The organism is Caldisericum sp. (assembly GCF_049967455.1).
GTDB classification, from domain to species: domain Bacteria; phylum Caldisericota; class Caldisericia; order Caldisericales; family Caldisericaceae; genus Caldisericum; species Caldisericum exile_A.
The window spans coordinates 122,564-141,719 of record NZ_JBMFSR010000001.1; the positions used below are offsets into that span (position 1 = coordinate 122,564).

The 19,156-nt window shown below is 34.7% G+C and carries 16 protein-coding genes; 7 read left to right on the forward strand and 9 right to left on the reverse strand.

The genetic code is table 11. From position 1 onward, the window contains the following. Positions 1-8 precede the first annotated feature (8 nt). The 3 genes from gyrB to ACP5SP_RS00620 are packed head-to-tail and all read left to right on the forward strand — an operon-like array spanning position 9 to position 5,423. On the forward strand, positions 9-1,958 hold the full coding sequence (gene gyrB, locus ACP5SP_RS00610; protein ID WP_428066194.1) for a DNA topoisomerase (ATP-hydrolyzing) subunit B: 1,950 nt from the start codon (positions 9-11) through the stop codon (positions 1,956-1,958). A gap of 8 nt (positions 1,959-1,966) precedes the next feature. Beyond that, the gene (gene gyrA / locus ACP5SP_RS00615; RefSeq protein ID WP_416084428.1) at positions 1,967-4,402 is read left to right on the forward strand and encodes a DNA gyrase subunit A; all 2,436 of its coding nucleotides are present in this window, start codon (positions 1,967-1,969) and stop codon (positions 4,400-4,402) included. A 4-nt stretch (positions 4,403-4,406) separates the two neighbouring features. Beyond that, entirely contained in the window at positions 4,407-5,423 is a 1,017-nt protein-coding gene (locus tag ACP5SP_RS00620; RefSeq protein ID WP_424586483.1) for an AI-2E family transporter, read from the forward strand. Here ACP5SP_RS00620 and ACP5SP_RS00625 read toward each other — a convergent pair whose 3' ends face one another. Next, entirely contained in the window at positions 5,424-6,428 is a 1,005-nt protein-coding gene (locus tag ACP5SP_RS00625; protein ID WP_424606457.1) for a DUF5666 domain-containing protein, read from the reverse strand. Between the two features lie 306 nt (positions 6,429-6,734). Here ACP5SP_RS00625 and ACP5SP_RS00630 point away from each other — a divergent pair, with 306 nt between their 5' ends. Genes ACP5SP_RS00630 through surE form a run of 4 tightly spaced genes read left to right on the forward strand, consistent with a single transcriptional unit; the run spans position 6,735 to position 10,550 of the window. After that, positions 6,735-7,637: an asparagine synthetase A gene (locus ACP5SP_RS00630; protein WP_424586521.1), complete on the forward strand. Its 903-nt coding sequence runs from the start codon at positions 6,735-6,737 to the stop codon at positions 7,635-7,637. 52 nt (positions 7,638-7,689) lie between these two features. Further along, positions 7,690-9,015, forward strand: a complete 1,326-nt coding sequence (glnA, locus tag ACP5SP_RS00635) for a type I glutamate--ammonia ligase (RefSeq protein ID WP_424586481.1) — start codon at positions 7,690-7,692, stop codon at positions 9,013-9,015. Positions 9,016-9,054: 39 nt separating this feature from the next. Then, positions 9,055-9,774 carry a glycosyltransferase family 2 protein gene (locus ACP5SP_RS00640; protein ID WP_416084424.1) on the forward strand — a complete coding sequence of 240 codons (720 nt, stop codon included), beginning with the start codon at positions 9,055-9,057 and terminating at the stop codon, positions 9,772-9,774. After that, positions 9,771-10,550 carry a 5'/3'-nucleotidase SurE gene (gene surE, locus ACP5SP_RS00645; RefSeq protein WP_428075842.1) on the forward strand — a complete coding sequence of 260 codons (780 nt, stop codon included), beginning with the start codon at positions 9,771-9,773 and terminating at the stop codon, positions 10,548-10,550. Before ACP5SP_RS00640 ends, surE begins: the two co-directional genes overlap by 4 nt. 79 nt (positions 10,551-10,629) lie before the next feature. Here the strand turns inward: surE and htpX are convergent, their stop codons facing one another. Genes htpX through ACP5SP_RS00685 form a run of 8 tightly spaced genes read right to left on the reverse strand, consistent with a single transcriptional unit; the run spans position 10,630 to position 19,030 of the window. Next, complete coding sequence (gene htpX / locus ACP5SP_RS00650; RefSeq protein ID WP_416084422.1) at positions 10,630-11,529, reverse strand: zinc metalloprotease HtpX; 900 nt, start codon at positions 11,527-11,529, stop codon at positions 10,630-10,632. A 25-nt stretch (positions 11,530-11,554) separates the two neighbouring features. Next, the gene (locus tag ACP5SP_RS00655; protein WP_416084421.1) at positions 11,555-12,103 is read right to left on the reverse strand and encodes a LemA family protein; all 549 of its coding nucleotides are present in this window, start codon (positions 12,101-12,103) and stop codon (positions 11,555-11,557) included. A gap of 41 nt (positions 12,104-12,144) precedes the next feature. Next, positions 12,145-12,657 carry a nitroreductase family protein gene (locus tag ACP5SP_RS00660; RefSeq protein ID WP_424586479.1) on the reverse strand — a complete coding sequence of 171 codons (513 nt, stop codon included), beginning with the start codon at positions 12,655-12,657 and terminating at the stop codon, positions 12,145-12,147. Continuing rightward, entirely contained in the window at positions 12,654-14,105 is a 1,452-nt protein-coding gene (gene gatB, locus ACP5SP_RS00665; RefSeq protein ID WP_424586478.1) for an Asp-tRNA(Asn)/Glu-tRNA(Gln) amidotransferase subunit GatB, read from the reverse strand. The genes ACP5SP_RS00660 and gatB overlap by 4 nt, the downstream gene beginning before the upstream one ends. Further along, positions 14,098-15,525 (reverse strand): Asp-tRNA(Asn)/Glu-tRNA(Gln) amidotransferase subunit GatA, encoded by a 1,428-nt coding sequence (gene gatA / locus ACP5SP_RS00670; RefSeq protein WP_428075844.1) that lies wholly within the window; start codon positions 15,523-15,525, stop codon positions 14,098-14,100. Before gatA ends, gatB begins: the two co-directional genes overlap by 8 nt. Position 15,526: 1 nt before the next feature. Next, positions 15,527-15,808: an Asp-tRNA(Asn)/Glu-tRNA(Gln) amidotransferase subunit GatC gene (gatC, locus tag ACP5SP_RS00675; RefSeq protein ID WP_416084417.1), complete on the reverse strand. Its 282-nt coding sequence runs from the start codon at positions 15,806-15,808 to the stop codon at positions 15,527-15,529. A gap of 2 nt (positions 15,809-15,810) precedes the next feature. Then, positions 15,811-17,847, reverse strand: coding sequence for an NAD-dependent DNA ligase LigA (ligA, locus tag ACP5SP_RS00680; protein ID WP_428075847.1), 2,037 nt, complete (start codon positions 17,845-17,847; stop codon positions 15,811-15,813). Between the two features lie 13 nt (positions 17,848-17,860). Next, positions 17,861-19,030, reverse strand: a complete 1,170-nt coding sequence (locus tag ACP5SP_RS00685) for a hypothetical protein (protein ID WP_424586475.1) — start codon at positions 19,028-19,030, stop codon at positions 17,861-17,863. Positions 19,031-19,156: the final 126 nt, after the last annotated feature.

Consider the following 19,156-nt stretch of genomic DNA (forward strand, 5'->3'; position numbering starts at 1 on the left):
GTTAAGAGATGGATGAAAAAGAAAAATTTAATAGTGAAAACAAAACCGAAAGACCCGAAACAATTGAATATAACGCAGAAAGTTTAAAAGTTCTTGAAGGGCTTGAACATGTAAGAAAACGCCCTTCAATGTATATTGGCTCAACATCAGAATCAGGGCTTCACCACCTTGTTTTTGAGGTCGTAGATAACTCAATTGATGAAGCAATGGCCGGTTTCTGTACCGAAATAACTGTTAAAATGGGACGCGATGGCTCGATTACCATTATTGACAATGGCCGTGGAATTCCCGTAGACGAGCACCCGGAACTTCACATATCTGGTGTTGAGGTTGCGCTTACAAAACTCAATGCGGGAGGAAAATTTGAAGGAAAAGTATACCATGTTTCAGGCGGTTTGCATGGTGTTGGAGTATCTGTTGTAAATGCACTTTCAAAGCACCTAAAAGTAAGGGTTTACAGAAACGGAAAAATCTACGAACAGGAATATGTAAGAGGGAAACCGCTTTATCCTCTAAAAGAAGTGGGTAATTCACTTTTCAACAATACAGGGACAGAAATTACGTTTATCCCTGATGATGAAATTTTCGAGACAGTAGAATTCAAAGAGGAGATAATAAAAGAAAAACTAAAAGAATTGGCGTATTTAAACAAAGGTTTAAAAATAAAGTTCATAAATGAGAAAACAGGGGAAGAAGTTACTTATGAATCAAGAGAAGGTATTTTAGACCTTGTAAAAGACATAAATAAAGATGAACAAGTAATTCCTGAAAACCCAATTTATTTTAGTCAAGAAGAAGATCATTTTTTTGTTGAAGTTGCAATGCAGTACAATGCAGGATTTTCATCGGAGATACACTCATTTGTAAACAATATAAGAACAACAGAAGGTGGCACACATGAATTAGGTTTCAAGCAAGCTCTAACAAAGCTCTTGAATGACGAGGGCGTTCAACTTAAGATGATAAAAGACGAGGCATTAACATTCGATGATGTTAAAGAGGGTCTTGTTGCGATAATTAACGTAAGGATGCTTGAGCCTCAATTTGAAGGACAAACAAAAACAAAATTAGGTAATGCTGAAGTAAAAAATAAAGTTTATAATATTGTAAAGACTCAATTGACACTTTACTTTGATAAACATGTGGACGAACTTCAACAAATTCTTAAAAAGGTTCTCCTTGCTCAATCTGCAAGAATTGCAGCAAAAAAAGCAAAGGAGCTTGTAAGAAGAAAAGGAGCATTAGACTTTTCTGGTAGACTTCCTGGAAAACTTGCCGATTGCTCCCTAAATGATCCTGCCCAAACTGAACTCTACATCGTTGAAGGAGAGTCAGCAGGTGGAAGCGCAAAACAGGCAAGAGATAGAAAATTCCAAGCAGTGCTTCCCTTAAGAGGAAAAATCCTAAATGTCGAAAAAGTTAATATGGCACATGCCCTATCATCTGAGGAGATTAAAAACTTAATAACTTCACTTGGATGTGGAGTAGGGGAAGACTTTAGAGAAGAGCACCTTAGATACCACAAAATCATAATAATGACAGATGCCGATGTTGACGGTGCTCACATAAGAACATTACTTCTAACATTCTTCTTTAGATACATGAGGCCATTAATTGAAAAAGGTTATCTTTATATTGCTCAACCTCCGCTTTATAGAGTTTCCTACGATAAGGAAGTAAGATATGCCTATTCAGATGAGGAATTGAAGCATATTATGGAACACTTAAAAGACCCAAATAAAGCAGAGGTTCAAAGATACAAAGGTCTTGGAGAAATGGATCCACAGCAACTTTGGGAAACAACAATGGATCCAACAAGAAGAATAATCAAAAGAGTAACAATAGAGGAAGCAGAGCAAGCAGACAAACTCTTTGAACTTCTCATGGGAAGCGAAGTTCAGCCGAGAAAAGAATTCATTATGAATCACGCAAAAGAAGTTGTTAATCTTGATATTTGAGGTGATGTATGGCAGATCTATTCCATGAAAAGGTTATAAATGTTCCAATTGAGGAAGAAGTTAAAAAATCATATCTTGACTACTCAATGAGTGTTATTATAGGAAGAGCGCTTCCAGATGTGAGAGATGGCCTAAAACCAGTGCATAGAAGAATTCTTTATGCAATGAACGATCTTGGATGCCTCCCAAATAAGCCATATAAGAAAAGTGCAAGAATCGTAGGAGAAGTTTTGGGTAAATACCATCCTCATGGTGAATCATCTGTTTATGATGCTCTTGTAAGAATGGCTCAGTCTTTCTCCTTGAGGTATCCATTAGTTGATGGACACGGAAACTTCGGTTCAATCGATGGAGATGTACCTGCGGCAATGCGATACACAGAAGCTCGTCTTGCTCCAATTGCAATGGAGATGCTTGAAGGACTCGATGAGAATACGGTTGATTTTGTGCCAAACTTCGACAATACTCTTAAAGAACCAGTAGTACTTCCTGCAAAAATACCAAACCTTCTCATTAATGGTTCTTCTGGAATTGCAGTTGGAATGGCAACAAATATTCCACCTCATAACTTAAAAGAAGTTATAGATGCTCTTATTTATCTCATAGATACAGAAATTCTTAAAGGAGATCAGGTAACAACTGAAGAGCTAAGACATTTCATTAAAGGACCTGATTTCCCGACAGGGGCATCGATTCTCGGCACTTCAGGTATAAAAGAATATTTCGAGACAGGAAAAGGATCGATTACTATAAGAGGAAAATACAGAATTGAAGAAGGCAAACATAAAAGAAAATATTTTGTCATTACAGAAATCCCATATGAGGTAAATAAGGCTGAACTCGTCGAAGAAATTGCAAATCTTGCGAAAGAGAAGAAGTTAAAAGGCGTTGAAGACATAAGAGACGAATCCGATAGAGAGGGTATTAGAATTGTCATAAAACTTTCCGAAGATGTAAAACCAGAAATATTTGAGGCAGAACTTGTTAAATTTACAAGATATGAAATAAAGTATGGAGTTATTCTACTTGGGATAATTGACAATCAACCAAAAATTTTTACACTTAAAGAACTTCTTAATGAGTTTTTACAATTTAGAGGAGAAGTTTTAAGAAGACAAACTCAGTTTAAACTCGAAAAGGCAAGTAAGAGTCTTGAAATACTAAGTGGAATTAGGAAGGCAATCCTTAAAATTGATGCAGTGATACCTCTCATAAAGGAATCAAAAGATAACGAAGAAGCAAGAAATAAATTAATTAATTTTCTTGAAATTTCTGAAGAACAAGCAAGGGCGATTCTTGACATGAGGCTTGCAAGATTGACAAGCTTGGAAGTTGAGAAGATTGATAAGGATATAAAAGAAACGGAAGAACTTATAAAAAATTTGAACGAGATTCTCACAAGCAAAGAAAGATTCTATAACGAGATTAAAGAAGATTTAAGAAGAATTGGAAACAAATTTGGAGATACAAGAAAAACAGAAATTCAACACTTCTATGAGACAATCGATGAAGAAGAACTCATACCAGATGAAAATGTGATCATTATTGTGACACGTGGCGGTTATCTTAAAAGAATGAGAGAAGATGTATTCAAAGTACAAAGACGCGGAGGAAAAGGGGTAATCGGACAATCAGTCTCACAAGAGGATTATCCAATTGAAATAATTCCAACAACACTAAAAAGTACAATGCTCTTTTTCACTAATATTGGAAAAGTATATTCACTCAGAGCATTTGAAATCCCAGAACTTGAAAGAACTGGCAAAGGCACTCCAATACACAGGCTTCTTAAACTATCTCCAAGCGAAAATATTAGCAAAGTAATCTCAATAGAAAAGGACAATAAAATTAAAAGTTTGCTCTTCGTAACTCGAAAAGGACTTGTAAAGAAAACAAAGATGGAAGAATTTGCCTATATTACTTCGGCAGGAAAAATTGCTCTTAAACTCAAGAATGAGGATGAGCTGGAAACAGTTATACCCCTTACAGAAGAAGCAGAAGTTATGATGATCTCAAATGTTGGGCTTTCAGTGAGATTTGACACAAGTTCAGTAAGAGAAATGGGAAGAGCTTCCTCTGGTGTTATAGGAATGAAAGTAAAAGAAGATGAGTATGTAGTTGATGCAGAAATACTTAAAGAGACCGATAAGGTGATACTTGTTACAGAGAAGGGATACGGAAAAATTTTAAGCGTAAAGGAGATAAGAAAAACAAAAAGAGGTGCAAAAGGCGTAAAGTGCATTAAATTGAGCGAAAAAACAGGAAATCTTGTTGCAGTAAAGGTAATACACGATGAGGAAAATTTATACTTGCTTTTAAAATCTGGAAATGTGATTAAAATAGAATTGAAGGATGTAAAAGAGTTGGGTAGAAATACAAGAGGTGTTATACTTGTAAGATTTAAAGAAGGAGAGGACACAGTTTCGGCAATAGCGTTAGAATGATGATATGAATAAAGAAATAAAAAATGCACTATTTACAAGCCTTGTATTAGTGATTGCAGTTATCTTAATATATCTTTTGTATCTAGTAAGGGATGTAATTCCTACAATTATCTTTGGCTCAGTTATTGCATATGTACTCCTTCCAATTACAAATTTCTTTGAAAAGCTAAAACTTCCAAGATCTCTTGCTTCTTTTTTAACGCTTCTTCTGTTTTTCTTTTTGTTAACTTTGCTTGGATATCTTCTTATACCGCTTATAATTCGAGAGCTTCTTGAACTTGCTCATAAAATTCCCAATTTGCAAGAAAACATTACTTCATTCTTTGAAAATATAGGCAGAGCATTAAATGCTCAAGTAGAAAGTGTTTTTATCAAAAATATAATTGCAAATACAACTTCAACGCTTCAGAGCGTTATACTAAACTTTATAACAAATTTTGCCAAGCAAATTGGAACAAAACTTTCTAATGTTGGATCTCTTGTAATTTCTTTCTTGCTTGCGTACTTTTTTATGAAAGATTCGAAAGCCCTTTATAGAATAACCTTAAGAAGATTCGACCCTAAGTTTAGAATAAAAATAAAGCACTTCCTCGATCGAACAAACGATGAAATGAGGACATATTTTTCAACACTTGTTATTATCTCAATCATTATAGGATTTTTTATGGGATTTGGAAGTTACATTGTTGGAGTTAAATATGCAGTTTTTATTGGTGTAATTGATTCATTCTTAGAGATGCTGCCATATGTCGGCCCTACTGTTGTTTTCCTAACAGGCGCTGTATTATCACTTACCCAAGGGTTTAAAACATTCTTAGCATTTGTTGTGATGTTTTCAATAGTTGAAGGTTTGTTTAGTAATGGCATTATCCCACATATTGTAGGAGATAAATTAAAAGTTCCTCCGGTGATTATAATTCTTATGATATCAATAGGGGGTGCGATCTTCGGCCCTCTTGGAGTACTTATCGCAACCCCCACATTTCTGATTTTACGAAATATAAGATTAATTTTTAGTTAGTTATGGCTTTTTAGGGACAGAAAGCTTTATTTTAAATCTTATAATATTTGTAATTTCAACAGTGTTTACATCAATGTATTTTCCGAGAACAAGGATTTTATCATTAACATTTAGGTCTGTTATCATTACTTTTCCTTTATAGTCTTGAGGGAATTTAAAGGTGAGTAGTGGAAGCTCAGAAAGTTTTATTGTTTTGGTTTCAAGATCTATAAAGGATACGGTCCCAGCTATCGCAACGGCTGTGTTTGGCTTAAAAGAAAGCACAACAATCGAGGTTGCAAAATAATTTCCAGTTACCTTATCAAGTCTCACATGAATTTGAACTGGATCGGAGACCTTTAAATCAGAAAAGGAAATTTTTCCTTTGCCCACTTTAGTTATTGAAGTTTTATCATTTACAAAGATTTGGTAATCAAAGTCCTTTATCTTTAAGAAATTGGGACCAATCTCAGTTATATATGAACGCATCTCAAATTCCTTATGGTTAAGAATAAGGATCTCTTTTGCAATATACACATCCTGCGAATAATCACCATGAACAACCACTCTATCACCAACTTTTAGTTCCGAAAAACTTACTAATTTTCCTTGAAGTCTAATTTTTGTTTGGTCATTTACAATAATTGTTTTTCCACTTACAACAACTGCGTTTTGTGTAATTGATGTAATCTCACCTACAACTGTGAAAGTTTTTGATGAAAGGTTTCCATTAAATACTAAAACAAGTCTTGCAACAAGGTCTTTATCAATTGTTTCACATACTGCGATCGCATGCATACCTACTTTAATATCGCTTATAGTTGCCTTTATCCCGTTCAACCTTAAAGCGGTATCATCTTTAATTTTAATAACCTTTTTATCAATGGTAATAGTGTTATCAGAAATAGCACTTATGCTACCTTTTACAATTTCAATTTTAGGTAAAGTTGCCTTAGCTTGAGCTTTTAATGGCATAAGTGTTACAATCAAGAATAAAACCAATACAAACACTACAAATCTCTTCATTCCCATCACCTCCACTATATAATATGCTTTATCTGTCGAAAATGTTACAAAACCAAAACGATACCTACTAATTAATTTTATGTCTTATATTATTTTTTTAAATATTAATTTTTCTTAACACACAAAAATTCTATTGACAAAGAGAAAAAGTGTTCTATAATACCTCAAAAATATGGAAAGGGTTAGATTAGTAGTAGCAATCAATAATAACAATAATAATAACTCGCCCGGCGCCGGTCGGTTTGGGTAGCTATTGCTAATCTTTACCCATAGGCCGGCAAAAAGCCGGCCTTTTTTAATTTAAAAATAAATTTTGAGGAGGAAAGTATGAAAAAAGAAACTTTAGAAGTGCAAAGCGAAGCAATCTTTAGGATGGGAGAATTTTTAAGAAGTAGAGGCTTTGTGGAAATCTTACCTGTTATTATTTCACCTCTAACCGATCCTTTGAACCATTCAGTTTACGATGCAAGAATTCCATATGGTGGGGGATACTATTCACTTACAAAATCTATGATTTTTCACAAACAACTTGCACTAAGGGAATACCCAAAAATTTTCATTTTCTCGCCAAACGTTCGACTTGAAAGAGAAGACAAAAAAGACTCAAGAAGACACCTTATAGAATTTGTTCAACTTGATCTTGAGATAAAGGATGCAACCAGAGAAGATATTCTTGATTTAGTTGAGGATCTTATAATTTACACAATGAAAAAATTAGAAGAAAAATTTGGGGATTTTATAAAAGCAACAAACCCGAAGTTTCACATTCCAAAGAAACCATTTGAGCGAATAAAATTTCTCGAAGCAAAAGAAAAGTACGGAAACGATTTTGAAATGATACTTTCAAGGGAAAGAAACGACCCGTTTTTCCTAATTGATATACCAATTGAAGAGAGAGAATTCTACGATAGACTGAGCGATGATGGAAAAACACTTATTGATATGGATCTAATTTATCCTTATGGATTTGGGGAAGGAATGTCTGGTGGAGAAAGAGAGTATGAGTATGAGAGAATAATAAAAAGAATGAAGTTCAAAAATATGAATCTTCAAGACTGGGATTGGTACCTAAAAGAAGTAAAAAAGGGATTACCGAGATCTGCAGGATGTGGAATTGGAATCGAGCGATTTACAAGGTTCATACTTGGACTTGAAAGTATAAAGGAGGCACGACTTTTTGCAAAACTTCCAGGGGAAATTGCCCTATAGCTTGACACAGCTCACAATTTTCATATAATGCATTTAATTTAAGGAGGCATATATGACTAGTATAAAGGAAGTTTTTAGAGAAGTCCATGAAAAGAAAATCGATTTGATTTGGCTTCAATTTACAGACATGCTTGGATTTCCGAAACTTGTTGAGATTTCATCCAAAATGCTTCCGCATGCTATAGAAAATGGAATTGCGTTTGATGGTTCATCAATAGAGGGTTTTGCAAGAATTGAAGAATCGGATATGCTTTTAAAACTTAATCCTGAAACTTTTTCCATACTTCCTTGGACTTTGCACAACGATATCAAAATTGCAAAAATCGTCTGTGATGTTTATATAAATGAAAACACGCCCTTCGAGGGGGACCCTCGCTATAGGCTTAAAAAAGTATTACAGGAAAGCGAACAAAAAGGATATATTATGCAGAATGGAGTTGAGGAAGAATTTTTCCTTTTTAAACTTAAAGATGGCTCTCCATCTACAGAACTTGTAAGCATGGGAAGTTACTTTGAAATGCTTCCAGAAGATGTGGGAGAAAAAACGAGAGCCTTAATTGCAAAAAATCTTGAAGAAATGGGCTTTGAAATAGAGACATCGCACCATGAGGTATCACCCTCGCAACATGAAATTGATTTCAAATACTCAGATCCAATAACGACTGCTGATAGAATCATTACATTTAAGATAGTCGCAAAGACAATTGCTCTCATAAATGGATTGTATGCCACTTTCATGCCAAAGCCAATTTTCGGTGTTAATGGATCAGGAGCACATACAAATATTTCTCTTATAGATAAAAACGGAAAGAACCTCTTCTTTGATGAATCAAAAGAATTTGAACTTTCTCAAGTTGCAAGATATTTTATAGGAGGCATCTTTAAACATATAGATGCAATTACAGCAATTGCAAACCCAACGGTTAACTCATATAAAAGAATTGTTCCAGGTTTTGAGGCACCAGTTTATGTCTCATGGGCAGTAAAAAATAGAAGTACTCTCATTAGAGTGCCTCAGGCAGATGAAAGAACAAAAAGAATCGAGTTTAGAAGCCCTGATCCAACTGCAAATCCTTATTTACTCTTTGCAGTAATTCTGAAAGCAGGACTCGACGGTATAGAAAATAGTATTGAGCCAGGTGAGCCAGCAAACGAAATAAACATATTCGAAGAAAACTCAAGAAATCCTTACAAATTTAAGACTCTCCCTTCAACTTTAAAAGAAGCAATAGAAGCGCTCAAAAAAGATGAGGTTGTAAGGAGTGCTTTAGGAGACAAGATCTTTGAAAAATACATAGAGGCAAAAGAAAGAGAATGGGACGATTATAGAACAAGTGTAACAGACTGGGAAATAAAAAATATTTTGCCCCAATACTAAGGAAAACAAAATAAATAAATTTTCTGTATAATAAGATATATGGATAACAAAACTTTACTTAAATTTTCCATTGTAATTCCTGCACATAATGAGGAAAAATATATTGAAGAGACACTAAAACATCTTAAAGAAATTGGATATCCCAATGATTTTTATGAGGTTGTTGTCGTTGAAAATGGCTCAAGTGACAAAACCTATGAAATAGCAAAAAAATATGAGTGTGAAAACTTTAAGGTATTTTCAATCGACAAAAAGGGAGTTTCGGTTGCAAGAAATTTTGGAGCAAAGAAAATAAAAGAAAATAGCGACTGGCTTATATTTTTAGATGCAGATACTCATCTTAAAAAAGGATTTTTGGACGATCTGAATGACTTCCTTATTAAAAACTCTTCTAAAAATTATGTTGTCGGAACAACTTCATTACTTCCACAAAAAAATTCATTGTATGCAAAATTCTGGTTCAAGTTTTACGACATTTCTCACATATTATTACATGCTTCACTAAGCATTCAAATTGTAAGAAAAGATGTATTCTACAAAGTATGGTATGATGAAAATCTACAATATACAGAAGATTGGAAGATGATGAAAAGTGCAGAAAAATTTGGAAAATTCTTTTTCATTTGGACAAACAAAGTTTACACTTCAACAAGGCGTTTCGACAGTGTTGGATACATAAAACAACTTATGCTATTTATATACTGGGGGATATTGCCAGAAAGGTACAAAAGAAAAGTAAATTACGAGGTGATAAGATGAGGATACTTCTTGTAAACGATGATGGCATTTATGCAAAAGGCATTAGGGTCCTTGCGAAGCATTTAAGAAACTTGGGGGAAGTTGTGGTAGTGGCACCAGACAGACAAAAGAGTGCTGCAGGTCATTCATTAACAATAAACGATGTTCTCCTCATAAAAGAGGTAGAAATCGAAGAAGGCTTTAAAGGTATTACTGTTGTTGATGGTACACCAACAGATTGTGTTCTTGTAGGCGTAAAGGATCTAATGAAAGATGATCCACCAGACTTTGTTGTTTCAGGAATAAACCATGGTGCTAACCTTGGAGGAGATATTCTTTACTCAGGGACAGTTGCTGGTGCTCTTGAAGGACTTGCAAATGGTTTTAAAGCTATGGCAATTTCTCTAGATGTTCATAGTGATGATGGTTATTTTGAAACAGCAGCAGTTGTTGCTACAAAAATTCTTCAAACACCAGAATTATTTGAAGGAATCGTTGAAGAACGCTCAATTCTTAATGTAAATGTGCCAAATGTACCAATAAACGAGTTAAATGGATTTCGAATTACAAGGCAAGGCAAAACTCAGTATGAAAATTATCTCGAAAAATATGTAAATCCACAGAAAAAGACATTTTATTGGATTGGAGGAGATAGGCCTCCTCATGAATTAGAAGAAGATACAGACTCATTTGCTGTTGCAAATAAATATGTCTCAATAACACCAATAAAAATTGATTTAACTAATTATGCTCTTATAGGAAAACTCAAGAAAATTTTGCCGAAACTGACGATATAATTTTTGATTAATAAGACATCCACAATAAAACAATGGGGCTATTGAAAGCCCCATAATTAATTTACAAAAGAGAGACAAACTACTTTATAACCAACGCTCTAAGTCTTCTTACCCTCTCTTCAATCGGCGGATGTGTTGCAAATAGTTGATTAATATTTCCAAAGGGATTAGAGATAAACATATGCGCAGTAGCTTGAGAAGCTGCTCTCATTGGCTTCCCGTATGACCCAATTTTTTCAAGAGCACTTGCAAGCGCCTCTGGATCTCTTATGATATAGGCTCCTGTTGCATCAGCAAGAAATTCTCTTTGCCTTGAAACAGCAGCTCTAATTAAAGCAACAATAATTGGAGCAAGGATCGACAAAATCAGCCCAACAATTAAAATTATCACAGAGCCTTCATTATCTCTATCACGCTTCCTTCCACCAACTCCCCACCACATACTTCTAAAAAGTATATCTCTAAGAATAAGAACAAGCCCTACCACAACACCAATAACTGTCATAAGAAGAATATCCCTGTTTCTGATGTGGGCCATCTCATGAGAAATTACTCCTTGAAGTTCCTCTCGATTAACCATTGAAAGCAACCCAGTTGTTACGCATATTGCTGCGTGGTTCGGATCTTTGCCAGTTGCAAAAGCATTGGGTTGTTGTTCGTCCATTATATACACCTTTGGTTTCGGAACTCCTGCTGCAATGGCAACTTCCTCAACAACATTATGCAAAACGTAATATTCGTTTTCAGAAGCTAACCTTGCATTAACAGATGCAAGAGCAATTTTGTCAGAATTCTCATATGCAATCCAGTTATAAAGAAAAATAAACGCAACAAGCAGAATAATTCCGAATGTTCCACCGTTAAAATACCAAACAAAGAAATAACCAATTGCAAAAAGTATTAGCGAAAATATCATCATAAATAGGTATGTTTTTCTTACATTTTCAGCCTGTAATTCATACAGGGTTTTTCTTTCCATATTCTAACCTCACAAAACTTCTAAACTAAAATTGGACTTTTACTGTTTGTCTTTCTTCCTCCATAACAGGATAATATTCTTTTGGTGTAAGATTCATCATTCTTGCAACAAACATATCTGGAATACGCTGTTGTTTTGCGTTGTACTGCATTACAATATCATTGTAAAATTGTCTTGCAAAAGCAATCTTGTTCTCAGTATTAGTAAGTTCCTCTTGAAGTTTAAGGAAGTTCTCATTTGCTTTTAATTCTGGATAATTCTCTGCAATTGCAAAAAGAGTTTTTAAAGTTGCACTAATTTGGTTATTGGCATCTCCTATATCCTTTACTGATGTTGCACCCATCGCTTTAGCTCTTAATTCACCAAGTTTTTCAAAGATCTCTTTTTCATGTGCAGCATAACCTTTAACAGTCTCAACAAGATTTGGAATGAGATCATACCTCCTTTTAAGCTGAACATCAATCTGTGCCCATGCATTTTCAACACGGTTTTTAAGATTAATAAATCCGTTGTAAGTTGCAATAAACCACAAAACGATCAAAACTAAAATTGCAATTAAAATTATTAAACCCATTCTACACCTCCTTTGAAATTATATCACAAATTATGAAATTATTATGAAAATTTTTCAAACGATACAACCTCTTCTAAAGATTTCCTATCCTTTTCGAAAATATTTCCGTTTCTTGGATATCCAAGTGTTAAAATAGCAGCTACGCGAACGTTCTGAGGAATGTTGAGAAGTTTTTTAACTTCGCCTTCATTGAAAGCTCCAATCCAACAAGTACCAAGTCCTAAATGTGCCGCCTGCAATGTCATGTGGTCAAGTGCAATTCCTAAATCGAGGATGTTCGAATCATACCATCCTCCCATGAGATATCCTCTTTCAGTAATACAACCTACAATCAAAACTGGCGCTTCGCCTACAAACTTTTGATTTGCACACGCAGAAACCATCTTCTTCCGTGTCTCTTTATCTTTTATAACAACAAACTTCCACGGTTGAATATTGCAGGCAGAAGGTGCAAGTCGCCCTGCCTCAAGAACTTCTTTCAACTTTTCTTCTTCAACATCTTTTTCTTGATAGTTTCTTACAGACCTTCTTTTTAATATTGCTTCTAAAATCATGGCTCATCACCTTTTTCTAATTTTAATAACTCTTCATTCAAAATTTTATTAACAAGTTCTGGCTTGCCTTTTCCTCTAAGCTCTTTCATTATTTGACCAACAAGAAAACCAAAAACTTGCTTTTTCCCAGAAAGATATTGACTTACTGGTGTTGGATTATTTTTTAAAACTTTAACAACAATTTCTTTTATTACGTTCTCATCTGTAATCTGGACTAATCCTTTACTTTCAACAATCTCTTTCACGGATATGCCTTTTTCGATACTTTCTTCTATTACGCTTTTTGCAATGTTCGTTGATATGAGACCAGAATCAAGGTAAGAAAAAAGTTCCTTAAACTCATTACTACCAAATGTAAGTTCATCAACATCTTTTCCTTTTTTATTAAGGAAGCCAAGAATATTAACAAGGAAAAAGTTTGCAACTTCCTTAGGATGCCCAACTTTATTTACAATATCTTCAAAATAATCTGCATATTTCTTATTGTAAGCAATTGTCCTTGCATAATCCTCTTGAAGACCCAAAGTTTCTATATATCTAACGGCCTTTTTATTTGGTAATTCTGGAATTTCATTTTTAACTTCCAAAACAAATTCTTCTGAAAGTTCAAGAGGGGGAAGGTCTGGTTCAGGAAAATATCTATAATCGTTTAGCTCCTCTTTTACCCTCATGGGCTTTGTAGTCCCTTCCTTTTCATCGAAGTGGCGGGTTTCTCTTATGATACGCTCACCGCTTTCAATTGCCTTAATTTGGCGCTCAACCTCAAAATCAATTGCACGCTTTACGCTTCTAAAGGAATTGAGGTTTTTAATTTCAACCTTTGTTCCCTTGTTTTCATCTTTTGACACAGAAACATTAACATCACATCTAAGGGCTCCTTTTTCCATATCACCAGAAGAGACACCAAGATACCTTACTATACTTCTTAAAAGAGTTAAGAATTCGTATGCTTCATCTCCAGATTCAAAATCAGGTTGAGTTACAATCTCCATAAGGGGTACGCCCGATCGATTAAAATCTATAAAGGAATATTCTGACTCTGTTATATCGCCAATGTGAATTGATTTTCCAGAATCTTCCTCAATATGACCTCGTTCAATTCTTATTTTTTTAATTTTCCCCTCCATTGGAATTTCAAGAAAGCCATCAAAACCAAGAGGAAGAGAATATTGTGTTATCTGATAACCCTTTGGCAAATCTGGATAAAAGTAATTCTTTCTGTAAAATGTCGATTTGAGATTTATTTTCATATTCAAGGCATGTGCAAGTTTTACACCATATCTTATAGCTTCTTTGTTTATAACCGGAAGTGCCCCTGGAAGCCCGAGACATACAGGACACACATGTGTATTAGGCGGGTCACCAAATTCGGTTGAACAGCTACAAAACATTTTTGACTTTGTCGCAAGTTGAATGTGAATTTCAAGTCCAATTGTCGGCTTAAACATGTTTTGCCTCCTCTTGAAGAACATAAGCAGTATTAAGAAGCTCCTCTTCCTTAAACCATTTCCCTATCATTTGAATGCCTATGGGAAGTCCTTTTGAATCAACCCCAAATGGAACAGATATAGCCGGGAGGTAGGCCAAATTAACTGGGATTGTGAAGACATCGCTTAAATACATTTCAAGAGGTGTTGCCTTTTCACCAAACCTGAATGCAGTTGTGGGAGAAGTTGGAGTAAGAATGACATCGCAAATTTCAAACGCCCTCTTAAACTCCTCAAAAATTATTCTCCTGACTTTTGATGCCTTCAAATAGTATTGGTCATAATAACCTTCTGAAAGCGCAAATGTGCCAATAAGAATCCTTCTTTTAACTTCGCTACCAAACCCTTTAGTTCTTGTGTCTTCGTAAAAATCTCTCAAGTTATCAGCATTACCTTCAAATCCATACCTCACACCGTCATAACGTGCAAGATTTGCTGATGCTTCAGACGGAGCAACAATATAATAAACGGAGAGTGCATATTTAAGATGAGGCATAGAAATCTCAACAATTTCTGCACCATTTTTCTCAAATATCTCCAATGATTTCCTGAAAGCTTCTTCAACCTCAGGTTGAATTTTAAAATTCTGTATCTCTTTTATTAAACCGACCTTTTTCCCTTTTATATCGCCTGTAAGGTAAGTCTCAAAATTTAGAACGGGCACTTTTGCAGTTGTTGAATCACGCAAATCAAATCCTGAAATAACTGATAAAGTTATTGCAACATCTTCAACGCTTTTTCCAATTGGACCTATTACATCAAGAGATGAACCAAATGCAACAAGTCCATATCTTGAAACTCTTCCGTAAGTTGGTTTAAGCCCTACAACGCCGCAAAAAGACGCAGGTTGCCTTACAGAACCTCCTGTATCAGAGCCAAGAGCAATAAGAGTTTCATTTGCCTTAACTGCTGCAGCAGATCCACCAGAAGAACCTCCAGGTACATACTCTGTATTAACAGGATTTTTAGTTTTAAAAAAAGCAGAATTTTCAGTTGAAGATCCCATTGCAAACTCATCAAGATTTGTCTTGCCAATTATTATTGCTCCTTCCTCTTTTATTTTTTCAATAACAGTTGCATCAAAAGGTGCAATATAGCCTTTTAGAATTTTGGAGCCTGCTGTAAGTTCAAAATCTTTCACAGAGATGTTATCCTTTACAGCAACCGGGACGCCTAAAAGCAAACCCTTTTTATTAGGATTATTATCAATCTCTTCTGCCCTCTTTAATGCATAATCGTGGAAAACATTTAGATAAGCCTTAATCTCGCTGTCAAGTCGGTCAATATTTGTTAAATATGTGAGAACTACATCTTTTGCTTTTAATTCTTTTGTCTTTATTTTCGAAACAATTTGAGAAACACTAAGAGCTGTTATATCCATATTACTCTCCTATAATCCTCCTTACTCTGAAAAAACCATCTCCAAAAAGTTCTCTAAGACGTTTAAGATCCGTTAGATGCAAACTATCTTCAACAATATCATCTCTCAGAACTAATTCAATCTTTTCACCATATACCATTGGTTCAATACTATCTGTCTCTACTTCCTTTAAATTTTCAAAGTAATTTATTATATCTTCAAGATCTTTTAGCATTGAACCTCTTTCATTCTCATCAAGTTTTAGAGCCGCAAGTTTTTCAATTCTTTCAAGCTCAATTTTCATAACTATTTTCCTCCATATCCAATCAATTTCTTAAATTCATCTTCATTTATGATTTTTATGCCAAGTTTTTGGGCTTTTTCAAGCTTTGATCCAGGATCAACTCCCACAACGAGGTAATCCACTTTTTTGCTTACGGTATCTGAAACGTTACCCCCGAGGCTTTCAACAATTTTGCTTGCTTCATTTCTTGTAAAATCTTTGAGTGTTCCTGTAAAAACAAACGTAAGCCCTTTTAATGGTCCTTCCTTTGAAGTTTCTACAAGTGTTTCGCTTGTGTTTACACCTGCCTTAATAAGTTTATCAATAACTTTTCTGTTTTCAGAGGAGCTGAAGAATTCAATAATAGATTTTGCGGTAACAGGCCCAATCCCTTCAATTTGTAATATATCTTCAACTTTCGCATTCATTAAATTATCAAGTGATTTAAAGTGTTCTGCAAGGAGTTCTGCTGTTCTCTTACCGACATTAAATATACCAAGTGCGTATATTAGATTTGAAAGAGGTCGCAACTTGCTTTCCTCAATATTTCTCAAAATTTTTTCGGCAAGTACTGGCCCCATTCTTTCAAGCGTGAGTAGTCTTTCTTTTGTAAGATAATAAAGATCACCATAATCTGTAACAAGTCCTTTATCGACCAATTGGTCTACAAGTTTCTCACCAATTGACTCTATATCCATTGCATCTCTTGAAACAAAATGGATTATACGTTCCTTAACTTGCGCAGGACATCTGACGTTTATGCAACGAGTTACAGCAAAACCCTCTTCTCTTACAAGCGGACCACCACAAACTGGACATTTATCAGGCATCTTAAAAGGTATTTCGTTACCTGTTCTCTTTTCTTTTACAACTCTTACAACCTCGGGGATAACTGAACCTGCCTTATGAACAATAACATGGTCTCCAATTCTAATATCAAGTGCCCTTGCAATATCTTCGTTATGAAGAGAAGCTCTCGAAACAACTGATCCATCAATTTCAACAGGCTCAAAAATTGCAACTGGTGTTACAGCTCCAGTTCTTCCCACGCTAAAAATAATATCTTTAACAATTGTTTCTGCTTCTTCTGCAGGGAATTTATACGCAATTGCCCAACGTGGTTCATGGGATGTTGCCCCTAATTTTTTTTGCAGTTCAATATCATTTACTTTAACAACTACACCGTCTGCACCAAATGGAAAAGAATCCCTTACGGAAGTTAGCCTTTTTACTTCTTGTATTACACTTTCGATATCCTTATGAACCCTTACTTCAGGACTTATTCTAAAACCAATTTTATTAAGATACTGAAGAAGTTCAAACTGTGTTTTGAATTCGACTCCTACAATTTCCCCAACACCATAAGCAATCATATGAAGTTTTCTTTGTGCTGTTATACGAGAATCAAGTTGTCTTATTGAGCCTGCTGCTGCATTCCTCGGGTTTGCAAACGGAGGTTCACCTTTTTCAATTCTTTCTTTGTTGAGTTTCTCAAAGTCCTCTTTATACATAATTACTTCTCCACGTACTTCAATAACAGAAGGAGGGGTATCAGTAAGAAGCTTTAAGGGAACACCTCTTACGGTTTTCACATTAGGGGTAACATCCTCCCCTCTTACTCCGTCCCCTCGAGTTGCACCTTTCACTAAAATTCCATTTTCATATCTTATTGATATTGCAAGACCATCCATCTTTAACTCAGTTTCGTATTCAATTTGATTTAAACCTGACTCTCTTTTAACTCTTCTATCAAACTCTCTTAAATCATTGTCATCGAATGCATTACCAAGAGAAAGCATTGGGACAGTATGAATAACTTCTGGAAACTCTTTAAGAGGTGGAGCACCAACCTTTTGAGATGGTGAATCAGGAGTAACTAAGTCTGGAAAACGCTCTTCTATTGCAAGCAATTCCTGAAATAGCCTGTCATACTCAGCATCTGTAATCTCAGGAGAATCAAGTACATAATAACGATAATTATGATAATTTATTAAATCTCTTAGCTCTTTAAGCCTTTTTTCAGCTTGCTCCCTTGTTAAATGAGAGACGTCAATTTTCATTTACACCCACCTCCTATCTTGTGAGCAGCTTTATATCCACCCCCTCAATTATATAAACATTTTGAGAATTCGAAGAGACTACAAAGATGGGATTATCTATCGAAAAGGCCTTTATGAATCGCCCTATTTCTCGGTCTTGTGAATCCTTTACCACTACTAGATAAAACACTGTCCCTTGCTGGTTTACATTTTTGTAAACATATGCATGTATTTGCGAGCCTTCAAGATACTCAAAAGGAGTAAAATCAACTTTTTGTATGCTATTTAAAAGTTTGCCTCTTGTGTCATAAAAGTAAAAACCGGATCCCGTAGAAAAAACTACTTTATTTTTACTAACAAAAATATTATGTATACTTGAATCAAAATTCGTTTTTGCAAGCATGGAAAGAGAACTATTATAGAAATATACAGGAAGGCTCGAATTATTTCCACTATTTTGAGTCTGATCAATTAATAATGTTTTATATCCTGCAACAATGTTTCCATCCACAAAATATCCAAAGACATTACTAATTGAACTTGTTTGTTTTTCAGTAATTGATGCTTTTGCTGCAATTCTTGAACCGTCAAGAAGATAAATATCTCCACTTTCAAGAACAAAAACTGCATTACCAGAGGAATCAATTGAGATTTGAGAATTTTGCCCCATGTCAGGAACAACATCTTTTGTAAGAACTTTTCCTGTTTTATCAATAGTTATAATCATATAAGAAAGATCTTTCAGAGATTGAAAGAGCAATTTTACATTGCCATTATTTAGAAATGTAACAAATGGATCCCTTGGGATATAGTTATCAAAACCCAAACTATAAATCTCCTTAAAATCTTTACCCAATACGTGAAATTTAACTCCTGCAACGTAAATAGAACCATCAGAAGGATTTACAACAAATCCAAAAATTTTACTATCAATTTTTTTTGAAAATTTCGTATTACCCTCGTTGTCAATTAGGGCTACGTATCCCTGAGTATTTCCCACAAGAATTCCATTCTGATAAGAAGTAGCAGCAGTAGGAGGTTCTTGAAGAGTTTTTAAAGTTTTTTCATTAAATACGATCTGTTTAATGAAAAAAAGCCTATAGATTATTAAACCTGCAAATACCAAAACTAAAATAATTGAAACGGCAACTAAAAGTTGCAATTTAGAAATCTTCTTAATATTTACTCTATTTTTGTTCTTCATGCTTCAATTTTATGTGAATTTCCTTTTTAGTCAAGATATAAACTTAATTCCTTGATAACATAAGGATTTATATGATTTTTATTATAATATGGCGGGTTTATGTGAAAAAAACAATTTGGACGGAGG